General features: G+C 43.6%; 18 protein-coding genes. 13 read left to right on the top strand and 5 right to left on the bottom strand.

Annotation, left to right across the window (positions count from 1 at the left end; all coding sequences use genetic code 11):
* Positions 1 to 499 precede the first annotated feature (499 nt).
* The gene (locus EHT87_RS16375) at positions 500 to 685 is read right to left on the bottom strand and encodes a hypothetical protein (protein ID WP_124907732.1); all 186 of its coding nucleotides are present in this window, start codon (positions 683 to 685) and stop codon (positions 500 to 502) included.
* Positions 686 to 1,111: 426 nt separating this feature from the next.
* Here EHT87_RS16375 and EHT87_RS16370 point away from each other — a divergent pair, with 426 nt between their 5' ends.
* Positions 1,112 to 1,948, top strand: a complete 837-nt coding sequence (locus EHT87_RS16370; RefSeq protein WP_124907731.1) for a hypothetical protein — start codon at positions 1,112 to 1,114, stop codon at positions 1,946 to 1,948.
* A gap of 172 nt (positions 1,949 to 2,120) precedes the next feature.
* On the opposite strand, the gene EHT87_RS16365 is transcribed toward EHT87_RS16370, so the two are convergent.
* Positions 2,121 to 3,257 (bottom strand): hypothetical protein, encoded by a 1,137-nt coding sequence (locus EHT87_RS16365; protein WP_124907730.1) that lies wholly within the window; start codon positions 3,255 to 3,257, stop codon positions 2,121 to 2,123.
* Between the two features lie 520 nt (positions 3,258 to 3,777).
* Positions 3,778 to 4,101 carry a helix-turn-helix domain-containing protein gene (locus tag EHT87_RS16360; RefSeq protein ID WP_185716248.1) on the bottom strand — a complete coding sequence of 108 codons (324 nt, stop codon included), beginning with the start codon at positions 4,099 to 4,101 and terminating at the stop codon, positions 3,778 to 3,780.
* A 194-nt stretch (positions 4,102 to 4,295) separates the two neighbouring features.
* On the opposite strand from EHT87_RS16360, the gene EHT87_RS16355 reads away from it, so the two are divergent.
* From EHT87_RS16355 to EHT87_RS31330, 10 genes are all read left to right on the top strand, one after another.
* Complete coding sequence (locus EHT87_RS16355; RefSeq protein ID WP_124907728.1) at positions 4,296 to 4,664, top strand: hypothetical protein; 369 nt, start codon at positions 4,296 to 4,298, stop codon at positions 4,662 to 4,664.
* A 142-nt stretch (positions 4,665 to 4,806) separates the two neighbouring features.
* A complete protein-coding gene (locus EHT87_RS16350) occupies positions 4,807 to 5,016 on the top strand; it encodes a hypothetical protein (RefSeq protein ID WP_124907727.1) in 210 nt (69 codons plus the stop codon).
* A 13-nt stretch (positions 5,017 to 5,029) separates the two neighbouring features.
* Positions 5,030 to 5,269, top strand: a complete 240-nt coding sequence (locus tag EHT87_RS16345; protein WP_124907726.1) for a hypothetical protein — start codon at positions 5,030 to 5,032, stop codon at positions 5,267 to 5,269.
* Positions 5,270 to 5,410: 141 nt separating this feature from the next.
* Positions 5,411 to 8,347 (top strand): hypothetical protein, encoded by a 2,937-nt coding sequence (locus tag EHT87_RS16340; protein ID WP_124907725.1) that lies wholly within the window; start codon positions 5,411 to 5,413, stop codon positions 8,345 to 8,347.
* Between the two features lie 212 nt (positions 8,348 to 8,559).
* Positions 8,560 to 8,865, top strand: coding sequence for a hypothetical protein (locus EHT87_RS16335; protein WP_124907724.1), 306 nt, complete (start codon positions 8,560 to 8,562; stop codon positions 8,863 to 8,865).
* 11 nt (positions 8,866 to 8,876) lie between these two features.
* Positions 8,877 to 9,071, top strand: a complete 195-nt coding sequence (locus EHT87_RS16330; RefSeq protein ID WP_124907723.1) for a hypothetical protein — start codon at positions 8,877 to 8,879, stop codon at positions 9,069 to 9,071.
* A gap of 79 nt (positions 9,072 to 9,150) precedes the next feature.
* Positions 9,151 to 9,285 carry a hypothetical protein gene (locus EHT87_RS31755; protein ID WP_262707753.1) on the top strand — a complete coding sequence of 45 codons (135 nt, stop codon included), beginning with the start codon at positions 9,151 to 9,153 and terminating at the stop codon, positions 9,283 to 9,285.
* Entirely contained in the window at positions 9,285 to 9,638 is a 354-nt protein-coding gene (locus EHT87_RS16325) for a hypothetical protein (RefSeq protein ID WP_124907722.1), read from the top strand. The genes EHT87_RS31755 and EHT87_RS16325 overlap by 1 nt, the downstream gene beginning before the upstream one ends.
* Positions 9,616 to 9,918, top strand: coding sequence for a hypothetical protein (locus EHT87_RS16320; protein WP_124907721.1), 303 nt, complete (start codon positions 9,616 to 9,618; stop codon positions 9,916 to 9,918). Before EHT87_RS16325 ends, EHT87_RS16320 begins: the two co-directional genes overlap by 23 nt.
* The gene (locus tag EHT87_RS31330; RefSeq protein WP_185716247.1) at positions 9,915 to 10,085 is read left to right on the top strand and encodes a hypothetical protein; all 171 of its coding nucleotides are present in this window, start codon (positions 9,915 to 9,917) and stop codon (positions 10,083 to 10,085) included. The genes EHT87_RS16320 and EHT87_RS31330 overlap by 4 nt, the downstream gene beginning before the upstream one ends.
* A gap of 47 nt (positions 10,086 to 10,132) precedes the next feature.
* Here the strand turns inward: EHT87_RS31330 and EHT87_RS16315 are convergent, their stop codons facing one another.
* The gene (locus tag EHT87_RS16315; protein WP_124907720.1) at positions 10,133 to 10,789 is read right to left on the bottom strand and encodes an HNH endonuclease; all 657 of its coding nucleotides are present in this window, start codon (positions 10,787 to 10,789) and stop codon (positions 10,133 to 10,135) included.
* The gene (locus EHT87_RS16310) at positions 10,782 to 12,146 is read right to left on the bottom strand and encodes an AAA family ATPase (RefSeq protein WP_124907719.1); all 1,365 of its coding nucleotides are present in this window, start codon (positions 12,144 to 12,146) and stop codon (positions 10,782 to 10,784) included. Before EHT87_RS16310 ends, EHT87_RS16315 begins: the two co-directional genes overlap by 8 nt.
* An 856-nt stretch (positions 12,147 to 13,002) precedes the next feature.
* On the opposite strand from EHT87_RS16310, the gene EHT87_RS16305 reads away from it, so the two are divergent.
* Positions 13,003 to 13,506 carry a hypothetical protein gene (locus EHT87_RS16305; protein ID WP_124907718.1) on the top strand — a complete coding sequence of 168 codons (504 nt, stop codon included), beginning with the start codon at positions 13,003 to 13,005 and terminating at the stop codon, positions 13,504 to 13,506.
* Positions 13,507 to 13,681: 175 nt separating this feature from the next.
* Positions 13,682 to 14,284 carry a hypothetical protein gene (locus EHT87_RS16300; protein WP_124907717.1) on the top strand — a complete coding sequence of 201 codons (603 nt, stop codon included), beginning with the start codon at positions 13,682 to 13,684 and terminating at the stop codon, positions 14,282 to 14,284.
* The last annotated feature ends 2 nt before the right edge of the window (positions 14,285 to 14,286 follow it).

Here is a 14,286-nt window from a genome sequence, read left to right as displayed (position 1 = left end):
CCTCCTGGGAGGGGTAGGTCATCGAGCAGCAAAATGCCGATTAGGCACCGACGATAAGGCGGGCCAGCAAGCGACCGGAGCAACTGAGGGCTTAAGACCCCCGCAGCCGGTCGCAGCTCCGTTAAGGGTAAAGCCTTCATTGCGAGAGCATCCACTCCGGGATTTTTATAAAGAATTGGTGGTGGCCTTCTGGGATAACGTCCAGCCGCAGCTCTGGCCCGACGATCTGATCGGCACACGGCCCAGATTCTCAACATCATCTGGCGGGATGTCTTCGGCCGTTTTGCCAGCGAACCCACCGAAAATCAGGCCACGGAGCTGTATTTAATGCGGCTCCGGCAGATTGAAAAAGCTCTGGCTCACGCCCGGAAGCACCGCTGGACGAGCTTCCTGCCTCCGAAACTGTATTTCTCTCTCGAGTATTACCAGACGTCGTCCACCGGCTCCGGATCAGACGCCGGAGCGGTGGCCGTTTTGCGGAGTGAAAAAGCGGGCTTCATCAGATCGACGAACGCAGGGTTTGCAGTTTGAGGATGTTGTCGTCGATCTGCTTGCGGATCAGCGTGTCGACATCCCGGCGAATGGCGATTTTCTCTTCGATCGAGTAGCCTTCCTCGGACATTAGGTCGAAAATCTGCTGGGCGGCTTCTTCAGCGGGGGCCTTGGTTGCAATTGGATTGTCCATGAAAACTTCGGTTTGGTTGAAATGAAAGCCGAAGTTCAAAGGATCAGAGGGGGTAGGAAAGGACGAAAAAAGTAGAACTGGTATTAGTCCAAAAAACGGACGTTTTCTTGAATTGAATGATTATTGGCTCAGTTTGGAGAAAGTAATGTGGCGTCAAATGAAGGCCCGATATTCATAAAAATTCAGGATCAGAAAATTACCTACTCAAGGTCTGATTCACATAATTAATTCAAAAAGTAAACAATTTTCAATTTGTCATTCACCTTTTGCTATAGTGCCAGATATATGCTCAACATATCGGTTTACCAACCACTATTACATGTTTGTAAAATTTTCTGGTAATCATAATCTATTTCCAACCATGGGGAATCTTTTAGGTTCTTATGTAAAACTCTCATTTATCTAAAAACAAAAAATTGCTACAACATGAAATTTTTCTTTATCCGTTTTGCTGTTCCCGCTACTTTACTGTTTTTTTTGGGCTCCTGTTCGGTTCAAGATCACTTGATCCCGGTCACAAGTTGCCATATTATTGAAGAGGTTTATCAAAATGCTTCTATCTTAGGGGGCCCACCAAAAAGCCCTACGGAAACACTTGATATTGATGGAATCAAGGTCCCTATAGGAATTACAGATCACCGACAATATGAGTATGACAATCAGGGAAGAGTATCCCGCGTTGTGTTTGTGCCAGTTCCAGAGGCTTTAGTAAAAGGGAGAACGGATACCTTCGAATACGCTACGAATCAGGTCATCCAGACAATAACCTTACCCGACGGAACAAAAGAGAAATCGACGTTTAAACTAAATGAATTCGGTAGTTGGGACCTATCCGCTAATACCTATGACGCCGATGGGTTTGTGATCAGGACGAAAGTAGCTTATTCTACGGGAAAGGAGTGGTTCGAAGACGGTGTTGATGAGTATACGATCGAAGGAGGAAATATCATAAAATCTATCAGTACGCGCCCTCAAAATGGGTTTACTTTTACTACCCTTTATGAATACGATCTTTCTAAGCCGAATGTCCCGGTAATTTACTCGTTTTATGCCCGAACCAGCAAAAATTTGCCCACCAAAATCATCAGTTATCAGGGCCCTATCGGTGCTTCTTATCGCAGTGAGCAAGAATACCGGTATGTATTTGATCAGAATGGACAGGTAAAACGCCGAATTGAAATTTCAAATTCGTATACAACGGATGGTACAAAATATCTACCGACAAGGTATGTCGTCACGGATTACACAATTACTTGTCAATAAGTTTTTGAAACTTCAGCGGCTCTATTTTATTGGCCCGGTGGGAATACCATCGGGCTTTTTATTCGGAGGTTTTCTGGACATTAAATGTATAGTGACCCATTCTGAAAAGAGTAAAATTGTGTCAACTAGAAAATTGTGACTGACGTAATTTTAATGCCTACTTATACCCATATTATTTATAATATCCCCAAACCTCTCGATTTTTTGCCACGTCTTTCCCCATTATTTGATTTACCACAAACTCATTTAAAACGATCCGTCCAACCAAAAGGTCAGTCGACAACGTATTCACCGGTACAAATTTCCTTTGCTTATCTAATGCATTAGTATACGTAAAGCTCACCGGTAAAGCGTACCGACCCGCGTACTCCTGTTTGGTTTTAGCCAACTTACTTAAAGCTTTTTCAATCTCCTGTTTAAATCCAAACCCTACATTTTCCGGACTTAATAACTGGATATTAGTCAGTTGTCCCTCTCTCGTAATCTCAAAGCCAACGTACACCCGTGCGTATACTTGCGCATTCCAGGCCTGAACGGGGTACTTAATTTGAGATCGAAGCAACTCTTTAAACACCGCATCTGTGGATAAGGAGCTTGAGCTAAGCTGTGCAAACACCGTCAGAGAGTCGTACATGCCAACCACCCCGATTACTTGTTCGACGGTAAGCTGCCGCTGCGGTAGTTTGGAATCAATGATTTCTTTTTGATCTTCAAGAACTGACAAAATGGAGCTTTTCGTCAAGTTGATAGGCTGTGGAACGGCATCCCCTTTTTGAATGTAATACCGTTGATCTATTTGATAATAACCGGCAAAAGGGCGGTCTTTATCATACGCATTGCGAATCGGCGTTTTAACAAAACGGCCCTTCCAACTTTTTAATAGCTTCGTTTGGCCACGACTAAGTGCCGTCGTATACAGCGTGTAATTGATACCCATCACACTCTTTATCTGACGAACGTACTCAATCCCATTGAGTACGAAGGAATAGGGAGTGACAGCCTTTCCCACTAAATCGTCTTTAAAGCGGCACAGAACTTCGTGACTCACTACATTGTAGGCAAGCAGGCAAGCCAGGTCTTGTCCCGATTGATCTAATCGAATTTGGCCTTCCTGCCAGACTGGGAAGCTGGCAAATTCGCTTCCTAAAAAGGTAAGCTGTTTGTTGAGCGGGGCGTTTTCCGACAGAAAAGAATTCATTTGACAAGTCGTAATTACCTGACCATATACGTCTTTGGTAACTGTACATTGCCCCAGTGTATTAACAATACCACCATACAGAATGGTGATTAAAAGGAAAAATGACTTCATCGCTTCGGTTTGAATAGAATCATAAAGTCCTTTTAGGCAAGAGATTACTTAATACGCTTGTGAAAGTTGATTTTTCGGCCCTTAATTGCGAATAGCTTGCGTATGCAAATCAGGCCTTTTATATGGTTGGTTAAAAAAGGTGCAATACTAGCATCTTCAAACCAATGCTTGAATGTTCAAATAAAAAAATGTCATGATCTGGAGTGTACCCCTTTTTCAATAGGAGTGTACCCAAAAATGTAACACTTTTGAACGGATTGCTGGTCAGCGAATTAGGGGAGAAAACGAGAAAAGCCCGTAAAAAACGGGCTTTTGGGGCTAATTTAGAAGTTTCTGGTGCACTCGTAGGGTAATAATACATATCTGATAACCAGTTAGTTACAAAAAAAGCGGAAACCATTAGGAAAAAAAGGCCCAAATTCTCCATTTCAAAAAAATCAGGCCCGTTTTACGGTTCAAGAAAGAATTTGTACAATCAATTGTCGATCAGGGGGATAAGTAGTAGAGCTCGCAAGAGCGCTCACGCACTTTTCTTAACCAACTCCCTGTCTTTCTCTTCAAGTTTACGGTCTTTACTTTCAAGTAACTGGCGCTGCATCTCGATTACTTCTTCCGCCTTCATCATTACGTAGCCTGTCGGTGGTTCAATCACAGTTATTTGTTTCTCTTCAATACCCTCGATAAGCCAAATTGTAGTAGTAGACAGAATTTCAGCCAGTTTTCTAATATCACTCAGTGAAGGTTCTGACTTCCCTTTTTCCCAGACAGAAACGGCCGTGCGATGCTTTTTATTCATCAATTGTGCTAAAGTGTCCTGGGACATCTTTAGCAATTCACGACGCATCTTTATTCTGTCTCCTAGTGACTCCATTTAAAAAAATAAGTAAAATGTAGCGTGTAGTCTTTGGTTTGTAGAAATATATTCTACATTTGCGACTACCATTCTACACCACATAACTAAGTGGTACTTAATAGTGGTAAATGTACGGTAAAAGGACTCAGTCCGCAATACCGATTTTCATCCTTTAATTAAACTTTATGCAAAAGGTTACTGCATCCCAAGATTGGAAAAACCGCATGAATGCGGCAAAAAAGAAGCTGCCTGAAGGAATAGGCCAACAAGATGTAATAAAAGAACTGACCGTCCTTGCACCACATTTAGACACTCTTACAAATGCTACCAGGTGGCGAAACGCCTGGTTTATGAAATCCGCTGATCCGGAATTCACGAAGCTTGTGGAACTGATTGTGAAAAGTCTGGAAAAGAAGGATGTTCATCCAGAAGACGACGATCTCATTTATGTTGATGATCAGGAAACAAGCTTAGATCTGGAAGCATTTTTTAAGGCAGGAATGAGCTATCAATCAAAACAACAGTGTGCCGATGCTGACCTAAGCGAGAGTTAATTTTTGGCTGCGAGTCAGAGGGAAATTGTAATGGAATCATAAACGAAGCCAAAATCCCCCGCCACCCCGTCTATGTAATTACAGTCTGGTAATGAATTATTTAACCCGGCTGAGATAGTACCCATTCATCCTTTAATAACCCATGAATCTACAAACAATTATCAAACAGTTCGAGAGCGAAACGCTTCCGAGCCAACCAGATCCTTATCTGGAGAAAGCCCGGCTTTTAGTCGAGTCAGCCGCTAACCAGGCCCGACACCTTCCGGGTCTGGTGCAATTCCGTCAAACTTTGTTTGCCATCGAATCCACTATCACCAAAACGCTGACGATCCGCTACGGATGCAACGATTAACCCACCCTACGCCATGAATACGCTACTGACTACCGAAATCAAGGAAATCATTTTATCTGGGCTGTTTGTCAATCAGACGGTTGAATTCAACGAATCCAAAAGCTCCTTTTCTGTAAAACAGCAATCCGGGTTTGTTCACTCGGACCAGTTTCTTCCTCTTTTTAAAACCGACGTTCGGGCGGAAATGAATACCGTATCCATTGACGAGAATGGATTAGACGCCCATTTCTTTCTGTACAGGGATTTTATCTGATTCCGTCTTTCTTCCAAACCGCACCCTTTAGACGCCCAGCCTTCGGCGTCCAAGTAGGGGAAAATAGGAAGCGTTAATCTTGCCAGCATACCGCTGGCCAGGCATTGCCGCTTGCTACAAACGCATTCATCCTTATTGTCCATGAAGAAGAAAATCGAGATAAACGAATTGCTGGCCATCGATGGCGGCCTTGCGTATATCACCTACCGTTTCCCAGATGCTGAAGAAAGTGTTTCCCATAAAAACCGAAAGTTCAAGCTTCGGACAGATGAAAAAACGGCCAGCGCCAGCCTTAAAAAAGATGGTCAAACCGGAACCTACATCGTAAAGGATTTTGGAAGTTCGGATCCGGCCATGAACGCCGTGGCGGTGGCGCAATTCCTGGACGGATCCGATTTTGTGACGGCCTTGAAGGCCGTGGCCGCTTTCTATAAGTTTGAAGGATCGGACGTTCCGGAAGTCAAACCGGATTATAAAAGCTGGCCCGCGAAGCCCGACGAAGGTGAAGGCCAGATGGATTTCGTCTTCAAAGAGTTCACGATCCACGATCTGAAGGCCTTGTTTTCGATCAATGCCTGGAACGCCCTGGGGACCAATGACGAAGCCCGAATCGCCGAAGGATTCCGAATTTGCTCCTACTACCATTATAAAAGCCTGGCTTCCTACACACAAACCAAAGGCGGGAAGACTCATCAGTTTATCAGTACGGATCTGTTTCCGATGTTCCTGATCGATGAAGGCGAATGGAAAAAGCTCTATAAACCGAAGGCCGAAAAGAAATTCCGGTTTCAGTCAACGGGCAACAAACCCGAAAACTTCATCCACGGACTGGCCCAGGCCCAGAAGAAAGTGGCCGAACTGGTGGCTTCGGATCCGGACAATCTGGCCAGCGTGGACGACGACGGCGATGCGGATGGCAAACCGGCCAAAAAGAAGAAAAAGGCGAAGGAAAAACTGGATGAAATTATCCTTTGTACGGGCGGATCCGACGCCCTGAATGTGGCGGCCCTGGGCTATGCTGTCATATGGCAAAACAGCGAAACGGCGCTTCTGTCGCCATCGGATTATAAAACACTTTGCCGCCTGGCCGACAAGATTTATAACCTTCCGGATATCGACATTACCGGCCGTCGTGAAGCCCACAAACTGGCCATGACCTACCTGGATATCCGAACGATTTGCCTTCCGGAATCCCTGAAAAAGTGCCTGGATGCCAACGGAAATCCCTGCAAGGACGTACGGGATTATTTGAAATACCACCGAAAATTGGAGTTCGCCGAACTGGTTAAAGTGGCGCTTCCGTATCAGTTCTGGGATCAGGATGTGGCGCTGGATCGGGATGGTGAACCGCGAATGAAGTTCGGCAAGTTGTTGATGGAATATAAATTCAACAACGTTCACGCCTACAACTTCCTACGGCTGAACGGTTTTGCCCGCTACCGATCGCCAAAGGAAAAGGACGGTTTTTGCTTTGTTCGGGAACAAAATAACATCGTATCGAAAATTGAAGGATCGGCCGTAAAAGACTACATCCACAACTTCCTGGAAGATCGGCGCTTTGCGGTGGATTTGCGGAATGCGATGTATAAAACGCCGTATCTATCGGATTCCAGTATATCAAACCTGGGCTTTTTTGATGGCGATTTTAAGACCTACGGCCACGATTACCAGTACTTATTCTTTGCAAAAAACACCTGGAAAATAACCGCTTCCGGAATTGTCGAAGAAAAGGCTGGTACCCTGGACAAACATATCTGGGAACATAAAGTGATCGATCGGCCGGTGAAGATCCTGGAAGATATGTTCACGGTTACAAAAACCGATGGCCAGTATGATATTCAGATCGGGAAGGATTCAGCGATGTTTTTGAAATTCCTGATCCAATCGAGCCGTACCCACTGGCGGAAAGAAATGGAAGATCGGCTGGATCTGGGTTTGCTGGATAAGGCGGCCCAGCTGGAGTATTGCAGCGATCACGGCTTTGCGCCGGAAGATTTAAAATCGATGCTTTACTGGAGCAATCCGGAACGGCAAATCGAATACCGGAAAGCGAACCAGTTCGCCATCGATGGCGGATTGTTGACGGAAGACGAAATCCAGGAACAAAAGCTTCACCTGATCAATAAGATCTACGCCATCGGGTATTTACTCCATCGCTACAAAAACCCAGCGAAGCCCTGGGCGGTGTTTGTGATGGATGCCAAGATCAGCGAGAACAGCGAGAGCCACGGCGGGGCGGGGAAAGGGATCCTGGCCAAAGGCGTTTATAAACTGCTGTCGAAAGTTCAACTGGACGGCCGGAATCCGGCCCTGGTGGAGAATCGCCACTTACTGGAAAACGTCGATCAGGATACGGATCTGGTTCACGTTGAAGATGCTTACGAGGGGCTTCCGTTCGGTTTCTTCTTTGCGCCCTTGACGTCGGCCACGACGATCAACCCCAAACAAAAGCGGTCGTTTGAACTGGAGTACGCCGTTAGCCCCAAGTGGTTGTTCGATACGAATTTCGGCGATCGCTACACGGATTCATCCAGCCGACGGCGGAAACTTTACGTGGCGTTTTCGGACTATTACCACGAAAATACGGGCGATTATCGGGAGAGCCGAAGCCCATTCGATGAATTCGGAATGAACCTGTTTGATGATTTCGATGAAGCCGAATGGAACCTGTTCTACAATTTTATGGCCCAATGCCTGAAGTTTTATCTGGGTTGCCAGGATAAAATCGAAGCGCCCCTACAGAACATATCGAAGCGGAATCTGATCGCCGTGATGGGGGATCACTTCCGAGCCTGGGCGGATGCCTACCTATCCATCGAAGGCGGCCGCCTGGATCAGCTGATCAATAAGCTGGACGCCCAGGAAGATCTGTTTCGATCGTCAAAAATCAAGATGAGTAGTCAGCAATTTAAGCGCGGGCTAAAAGCCTGGTGTGGGTTCAATGGCTACGAATACAATCCGAAAGAACTGCTGAACAAACAGGGCTTGATTATCCGGAAGGATGCCGATGATTCCACGAAAGAATTCATCTACATCCGGACGCCTGAAGCGGCTATTAACGAAATCAAAAAGCATTAACCAGTACTCTTTTTTCATCCTTTAATTGATCAAACCATGAAAAACCATTTTGCCAGAAGCCCATAAAAACAGAACATTCTTTGGTTGGGTATCGCAAAAAACGGCCTGGCCAGCTCGCTGCAGCGCCGGATCCGGCCCAAAATGGCCCACCGGCCGGCCGCCGGCACCGAATAATCTTCTGTTTTACCACTTCCTTTAATTGATCGAAAAGTATGCCCCTATTTTCTGTAGAAATCCTTCTGCCGATTCCCAAGATGAACGGCCTGGAAGCTCACCTGATTGCCACGGCCAAAGCCTGGGCCAAAGGCGAAGGCCATATGAAACCCGTTTCCCTGACGGCCTTCCTGATGATGCTTAAAAATGAATATCGTTGGTATTGCGCGGATAACCCGCGGACGTCGGCGGTGAATGTCTGGCTGACTGATGCGCCGATCCATCGCCAGGAAATCATTATTCAATCCGCTGGAAGTGATAAACCATCGGCAAAGATCAAAGCGAAAAACGCCCTTAACCATTAAATCCTTCGATAATGTCTGTACTTCAGAAAGCCCAAATGAAAGATATTATCGCCATCCTCAAAGAAGCGGAAGGTTTATGGAATCACTTCGTCGATAAAATTCCCGATTCCCACGGCGATGCTGATTTCTGGGAACAGATTCGGGAAGTGGATCGGGCCTTACCGAATGCCCGCCTGAATATCGAATCGCTTCAGAATCTAGTTTAAACGCCTATTATTTTTTTAAAACGGTGGAAAATTATCCCACAATTTTCCACTACCCTTTCATCCTTTAATTAACCTCTCCATGATTATCCTTCAATCTATTGTTGTCGCCAGCCTTTCGCTAGCCATCCTGGCGATCCTGCCAGGGCTGATTCTTTTGGCGCTCCTGCTGGCGTCTATTTACGGGATCTACCATATTTTTAAAAAGGTGATCTGATGAAAGCAAGCCAAAAAAACAAAGTCGTTACCTACCTGGTGCAAAATGTCGCCCTGGTGATGCTGGCCGAAACCGAATCGGAACCTTCGATCCGGAAGGCCGCCGAAGCCCATCGGATAAAGCTGTTTACGGAACTGTCGAAGGATGAACACGATCCGATTTTTCTGATGCGTAACATCCTGTTAAAGCTGACGAAAAAGCTGGTGAACTGTCAATCCATCGATGAACTGATTGCCACGGAACACCTGATGGAAGAACTGATCGCTGGCCGGATCCTGATCGTGGATGATGCAACTGGAGACTATTTGCAAGCCCAACTAAACGCCCAGGATGGAAACGGATCCGGAAACTGAAGCGACGGCAGCGCCCGCAGTTCTGACGCCCGAAGAAGCCCCAAAACGTACGGTGATGCTGTGGAGTTGGTGGAAAAGCAAAGACGGTAAACGAAAGTTTGCTGTGGTCGATAAGATCTTCAAAGGCGTAGGAAGGGACTTCCGAACGATCGGAATAAAACTTCTGGAAGTAGGTGATGCCAATCCATTCTATCACGCCCTGGATGAATTCTTCCAGCTGGTGGATAAGGGGTCGATGATTGAAATGATTCCTGGAGCCGATGAACCGAAATTGGAATGAACGGATATTCGGTCGAGATTGCTACCCACGCCCATTTTGCCTTGGTCTGGGAATTTGAATTGAAAGCCGCTTCAATGGATGAAGCGGCTTTTCTGGCAGAAGCTTGGATGGAAGATAACGGATTTTCGCTATGCTATTTCACTTATGTGATTGAACAAATAAATTGAAATGATGCATATCTCTATATATAAATTGAATTGTAAATAAAACAAATTTATAAAAAAATTAAATGTCTTTTCAATGACTGCAAAATAGCCGCTCTTTTTAGGGGGTCAGGTTCATCTAAGTATCTATTCATTAGTTCAGTAATCATTGCATCATTAATTTCAATTGATTCCCATCCAAATTCTCGGAGCTTTCGGTTCAACTTACAGGCTCCAATTGTAAAATGTCCTTTATCAGTTTGATCTAAGTAAAAGCCATTAATTTCAACTATATGTTCATTATAATTATCAAAGTGGGGATGGACAATTTTAAAAGAATTTGAAACTCGTGGATATTGTATTATTCGATTCGGATTATTTACAGTATCAATTTCTTGTCCCAAAGTTTCTTGTTCACGTTTTATTTGGTTACAATCTGCGCAAATAACGCATAGATTTTTCGGTGTAAACATAAAGTCTAAATGTTTAGATTTTGGAACAATATGTTCAACATGGCAATTCAATGCAGATTGAGTAGAAACTCTCTGTCTACAGTAAGAACAGATACCTTTTTGAATTTGATAATAGTATCTTCTGATGAATATTCTCATTGCCTCTAAATCCTCATCCGCCCATGAAAGATGGGAAAATCCTTCTTGCAATTTTTTATTAGCAATGATTGCATTAATTTCAGGAGTGTACACTACAGGTACGTCAATTTCAGGCATATAGATTATGCATTTCTATGATAGTATTAACAAGGTCAATAAGAGGATCATTTATATCCATATTGGAAGCTTGCCTTTTGAGTAACTTGAACTTTTGATTATCATCTGTATCAAATTTTTTATTTCTACTAACTTTTGTAAATATATTTAATGCAATTCTGCTTAAATATTCGTTTTTATAACCTGGAGAATTGAAAATATTAGCTAGTTGGAAATCCACCGAATGCTTTATGTAATCAGCTGCAAGCAATAGTTCCTCAGTTTCAATTGATGAAATAAAACAATTGTCAGGTTCTAATTTTGAAATTATTTGGGGCGAGTGAGTTGCAATAATAAAATGACAATTGTTAAAACTGGAAAAAGTATTAATAAGCATTTGTATATATTTTTCTTGCCATTCTGGATGTAGACATATCTCAGGTTCATCAATACAAATTAAAGAATTCTCCTGAATTTTACTTGCAATGCCAAGAATACTTAATATTACACTTTGCTCGCCTGAACTAGCATCTCTTATAGAAAATATTCTTCCATTATTTTTTGATTCAAGATCAATGTCTTTTAGCTTTAAAATGCCCGAATACAGTAAAAATAAAATATCTTCTTTATGTAAGTTATAATCCCTATCTAATTCAATTCCTGCACTACTTATAGTCAAATTGAAGTCGTTTTTTAATGCGTTTTCATGAATTGTTTTCGCTATAAATATTAATCGCTCAAGTTTTTCGAAATCGATTTCACCATCATCTCTAATGATAAATCTTCTATTAAAAGGTCTATTAATACCGACCCTGTTAGATAGAATAGTGTCTAAGGGTGATTCACTTTTTACTAATTCTTCTAGTATTCTCCTCGATTGAAACAAACTTAAACTTGCATGGATATTCTCATTATACCCCAAATAGTCTAGTACCCTACTTATTGCAAATGCCTGGTATTCTTTATCTAATACACTTTGAACCAATGAAGCAAAAATTTTACTCATATAAGCGAGACCAAAATTTGAACTCATTAAGTCCCGTAAGCCTAAGTATGTATACTGAGAAACTTCACTAAACCTTCTACTTATGGGGAATTTGTCAAATGGGCTAGTAGAAACGGCTATTATATGATTTGGGAAATTATCACTTCTTATTCTCCCTCTCCAAAGATTTGTTTTTAAACCTAATTCTGTATCAAAATATACTTGTTTTTCACTTGTGCCTAAAAATTCTCTTACAATTCTATTAAGAAGGCTGCTTTTCCCAGTGCCGTTTTTTCCAACAATGACAGTGAAAATATTCTTTCCATCAATTATACGTTGTTGATCAACGAAATTTAATTGTTGATCATTACTCTCATAGCTATATAATACCATAGATAATTATTCGTTTATAGGCTTTAATTTTAGTCTTGATTGTTCGAATGGTTGAAAATTTCACTTTAAAAGATCGGACAATAAAAGCTGCTAAATCTACTAAGTAGTTTTCAAATTTTTTCCACTAAATTTTTATATGGCTTAAATCTTTAAATTGTACAAGGGAAGGTCAACCATGAAACTTCAATTTTTGCGGTTTTTTGCTCCTTTCCTAGCCTTTGGGTTTCCTTGCAACCTTCCAAGAAGAATTTTTGCAAAATTCTTTAACTTCTTAAACCTAACCGAATTTTACCGATAATTAGCTGGCTATCAACCGTTAAACTTTTTATTATTTCTTTAACCCGGTTTAAGAAGTTAAAGAAAATAAAGAGTTAAGAAATAGGATGGGGGACTCATTTTTAGAGAAAATGGCCTGGTTAAAGAATTTATCACTACCGGTTAAAGAATTAGTAACGATTCTTTAACCGGTAAATGGTTGAAAATGAGTTATTTAAATGGCTCGTTTAGGAAGTTAAAAAGTTAAAGAAATTTCCCAACTTTCACCTACGGCTGTTGCGGAATGTCAGCGGTTGGAAGGCGGTGCTGGCCAGGATACGCGCCAGCGGGCGGACTTTGGAAAATACAAATGCTACGCGGATTGTAGCGGATAGGAGGGTTTTACGTTCCTCACAAATTTTCTTCCTGGGCTTAATTCTGGTTTGAGAAAATAGCCATACATTTATCAGACTCACTAACTGGTTTTGTTGAGTGAGTAAATAAAAAAAGCCCCTGCTGAGAACAGGGGCTTAACTACGGGATAAATGGGTGATGTGCAAGCAAATATACTAAATCCATTTATTTTCACCATTCATCCTTTATGATCTTAATTATCCCGGTTAAACCGCACGTTAAGGAGTTTTACCAATCATCCCACGTATTGGGCAGTGAAGCGATCGACGTTCGACGGAACTCCCGCCTGGGCGAACTGGTGGCCGCTGTGTTCTCCTTTTATCCGCTTCAGGAAGTGGATCAGGAAGATCTGGCGGTGGTCGATTTTCTGAATCCGGATCGGCTTCACCTGAAGCTGAAATTCCCGCTTCGGCCTTGCCTGGTAACGGACGATCGATTGCTTCAGCTGGGTAAATTGCTGGAAGTGCTGTTCGAGTTTTACGCCATCGGCTGGTGTAAAGGTCGGATGGATATTTTCCCATCCATGAATGGGGCGGCTGTCCGCTTTACGGATCGCCACCAGATCAGCGAAGAGCACTATACGGCCGATGCCGTTCGCAAACTTGTTACCCGATCCACCCACGAAAACGATACCGTTTATACGAAACTGTCCGTCAACGAAAAAAGAAACGTGGCCAGTTTTGCCGAATAGGTGTCCTATTTTGGGGAAAAAATGTCCGGAAAACCGCTGACTTGTCCAGCGGTTTTTTTTGTGCCTATTGCCCGCCAAAATGTTCGGTTCCCGCCGAATTTGGGCCTACAAATCCGCCTTTCACCCCATTTTTCGTGTCCTACTTTTTTAGATCGGTTCGGGCGTCCTTCGCTCCATGTACTTACAGATCTATGACACGCCCGCCGATGGCCTGGAATCGGCGGAAGGCCAACTGAACGCGGGCGGTATTCGTCGGCTTCGATTGATCCAGGCGGATCAGCTGCAAATCATCCGGCCTGATCGGTTTCCGTTACCGGGTTTGGCGGGCTATCCGGATTATACGCTGTCGGATCAGCACTTGATTTTTGGGGCCGGTGCCAGCCTGACGGAAATCGAAATCATTCCCGCCTATGCCGATTTTAAAGAAGACGCCGATTCGGATTCCCACGGCACGTTTTACAAACCGGCCATCCAGCTACTGCTTCCCAAAATTCGCCCGGCCGTATCGATCTGGATCCATCGGAACCAGGAAGTTCGGTGGATTGCTTTTATCGCCGATCGGAACGGATTTTTTCGGTGTGTCGGTACGCCCGAACAACCGCTTCGGCTGGAGATCAGCCAGGGAACGGGAGCCGGATCGGGCCGAAACCAAACCACGTTGACTATTTCGGGCCGGGTTCAACAACCGGCTTATTACCTGGAAGGCATTGAAGATGCGGATTTGATCAACCCGCTGGCGGATTTTGATGAATCTTTTTCGTTCGATTTTAACTCGTAACT

It is taken from the genome of Larkinella knui (genome assembly GCF_003858645.1).
GTDB lineage: Bacteria > Bacteroidota > Bacteroidia > Cytophagales > Spirosomataceae > Larkinella > Larkinella knui.
The sequence above is the reverse complement of the archived record's forward strand: the minus strand, read 5'-3'. Positions and strand labels throughout refer to the sequence as shown.

Excerpts from the sequence above, each read along its gene's own strand:
- EHT87_RS16350 (WP_124907727.1), top strand. The coding sequence starts at position 4,807 with ATGAATCTACAAACAATTATCAAACAGTTCGAGAGCGAAACGCTTCCG.
- EHT87_RS16320 (WP_124907721.1), top strand. The coding sequence starts at position 9,616 with ATGGAAACGGATCCGGAAACTGAAGCGACGGCAGCGCCCGCAGTTCTG.
- EHT87_RS31755 (WP_262707753.1), top strand. The coding sequence starts at position 9,151 with ATGATTATCCTTCAATCTATTGTTGTCGCCAGCCTTTCGCTAGCCATC.
- EHT87_RS16300 (WP_124907717.1), top strand. The coding sequence starts at position 13,682 with ATGTACTTACAGATCTATGACACGCCCGCCGATGGCCTGGAATCGGCG.
- EHT87_RS16365 (WP_124907730.1), bottom strand. The coding sequence starts at position 3,257 with ATGAAGTCATTTTTCCTTTTAATCACCATTCTGTATGGTGGTATTGTT.
- EHT87_RS16370 (WP_124907731.1), top strand. The coding sequence starts at position 1,112 with ATGAAATTTTTCTTTATCCGTTTTGCTGTTCCCGCTACTTTACTGTTT.
- EHT87_RS16330 (WP_124907723.1), top strand. The coding sequence starts at position 8,877 with ATGTCTGTACTTCAGAAAGCCCAAATGAAAGATATTATCGCCATCCTC.
- EHT87_RS16315 (WP_124907720.1), bottom strand. The coding sequence starts at position 10,789 with ATGCCTGAAATTGACGTACCTGTAGTGTACACTCCTGAAATTAATGCA.
- EHT87_RS16335 (WP_124907724.1), top strand. The coding sequence starts at position 8,560 with ATGCCCCTATTTTCTGTAGAAATCCTTCTGCCGATTCCCAAGATGAAC.
- EHT87_RS16375 (WP_124907732.1), bottom strand. The coding sequence starts at position 685 with ATGGACAATCCAATTGCAACCAAGGCCCCCGCTGAAGAAGCCGCCCAG.
- EHT87_RS31330 (WP_185716247.1), top strand. The coding sequence starts at position 9,915 with ATGAACGGATATTCGGTCGAGATTGCTACCCACGCCCATTTTGCCTTG.
- EHT87_RS16325 (WP_124907722.1), top strand. The coding sequence starts at position 9,285 with ATGAAAGCAAGCCAAAAAAACAAAGTCGTTACCTACCTGGTGCAAAAT.
- EHT87_RS16305 (WP_124907718.1), top strand. The coding sequence starts at position 13,003 with ATGATCTTAATTATCCCGGTTAAACCGCACGTTAAGGAGTTTTACCAA.
- EHT87_RS16360 (WP_185716248.1), bottom strand. The coding sequence starts at position 4,101 with ATGCGTCGTGAATTGCTAAAGATGTCCCAGGACACTTTAGCACAATTG.
- EHT87_RS16340 (WP_124907725.1), top strand. The coding sequence starts at position 5,411 with ATGAAGAAGAAAATCGAGATAAACGAATTGCTGGCCATCGATGGCGGC.
- EHT87_RS16355 (WP_124907728.1), top strand. The coding sequence starts at position 4,296 with ATGCAAAAGGTTACTGCATCCCAAGATTGGAAAAACCGCATGAATGCG.
- EHT87_RS16345 (WP_124907726.1), top strand. The coding sequence starts at position 5,030 with ATGAATACGCTACTGACTACCGAAATCAAGGAAATCATTTTATCTGGG.
- EHT87_RS16310 (WP_124907719.1), bottom strand. The coding sequence starts at position 12,146 with ATGGTATTATATAGCTATGAGAGTAATGATCAACAATTAAATTTCGTT.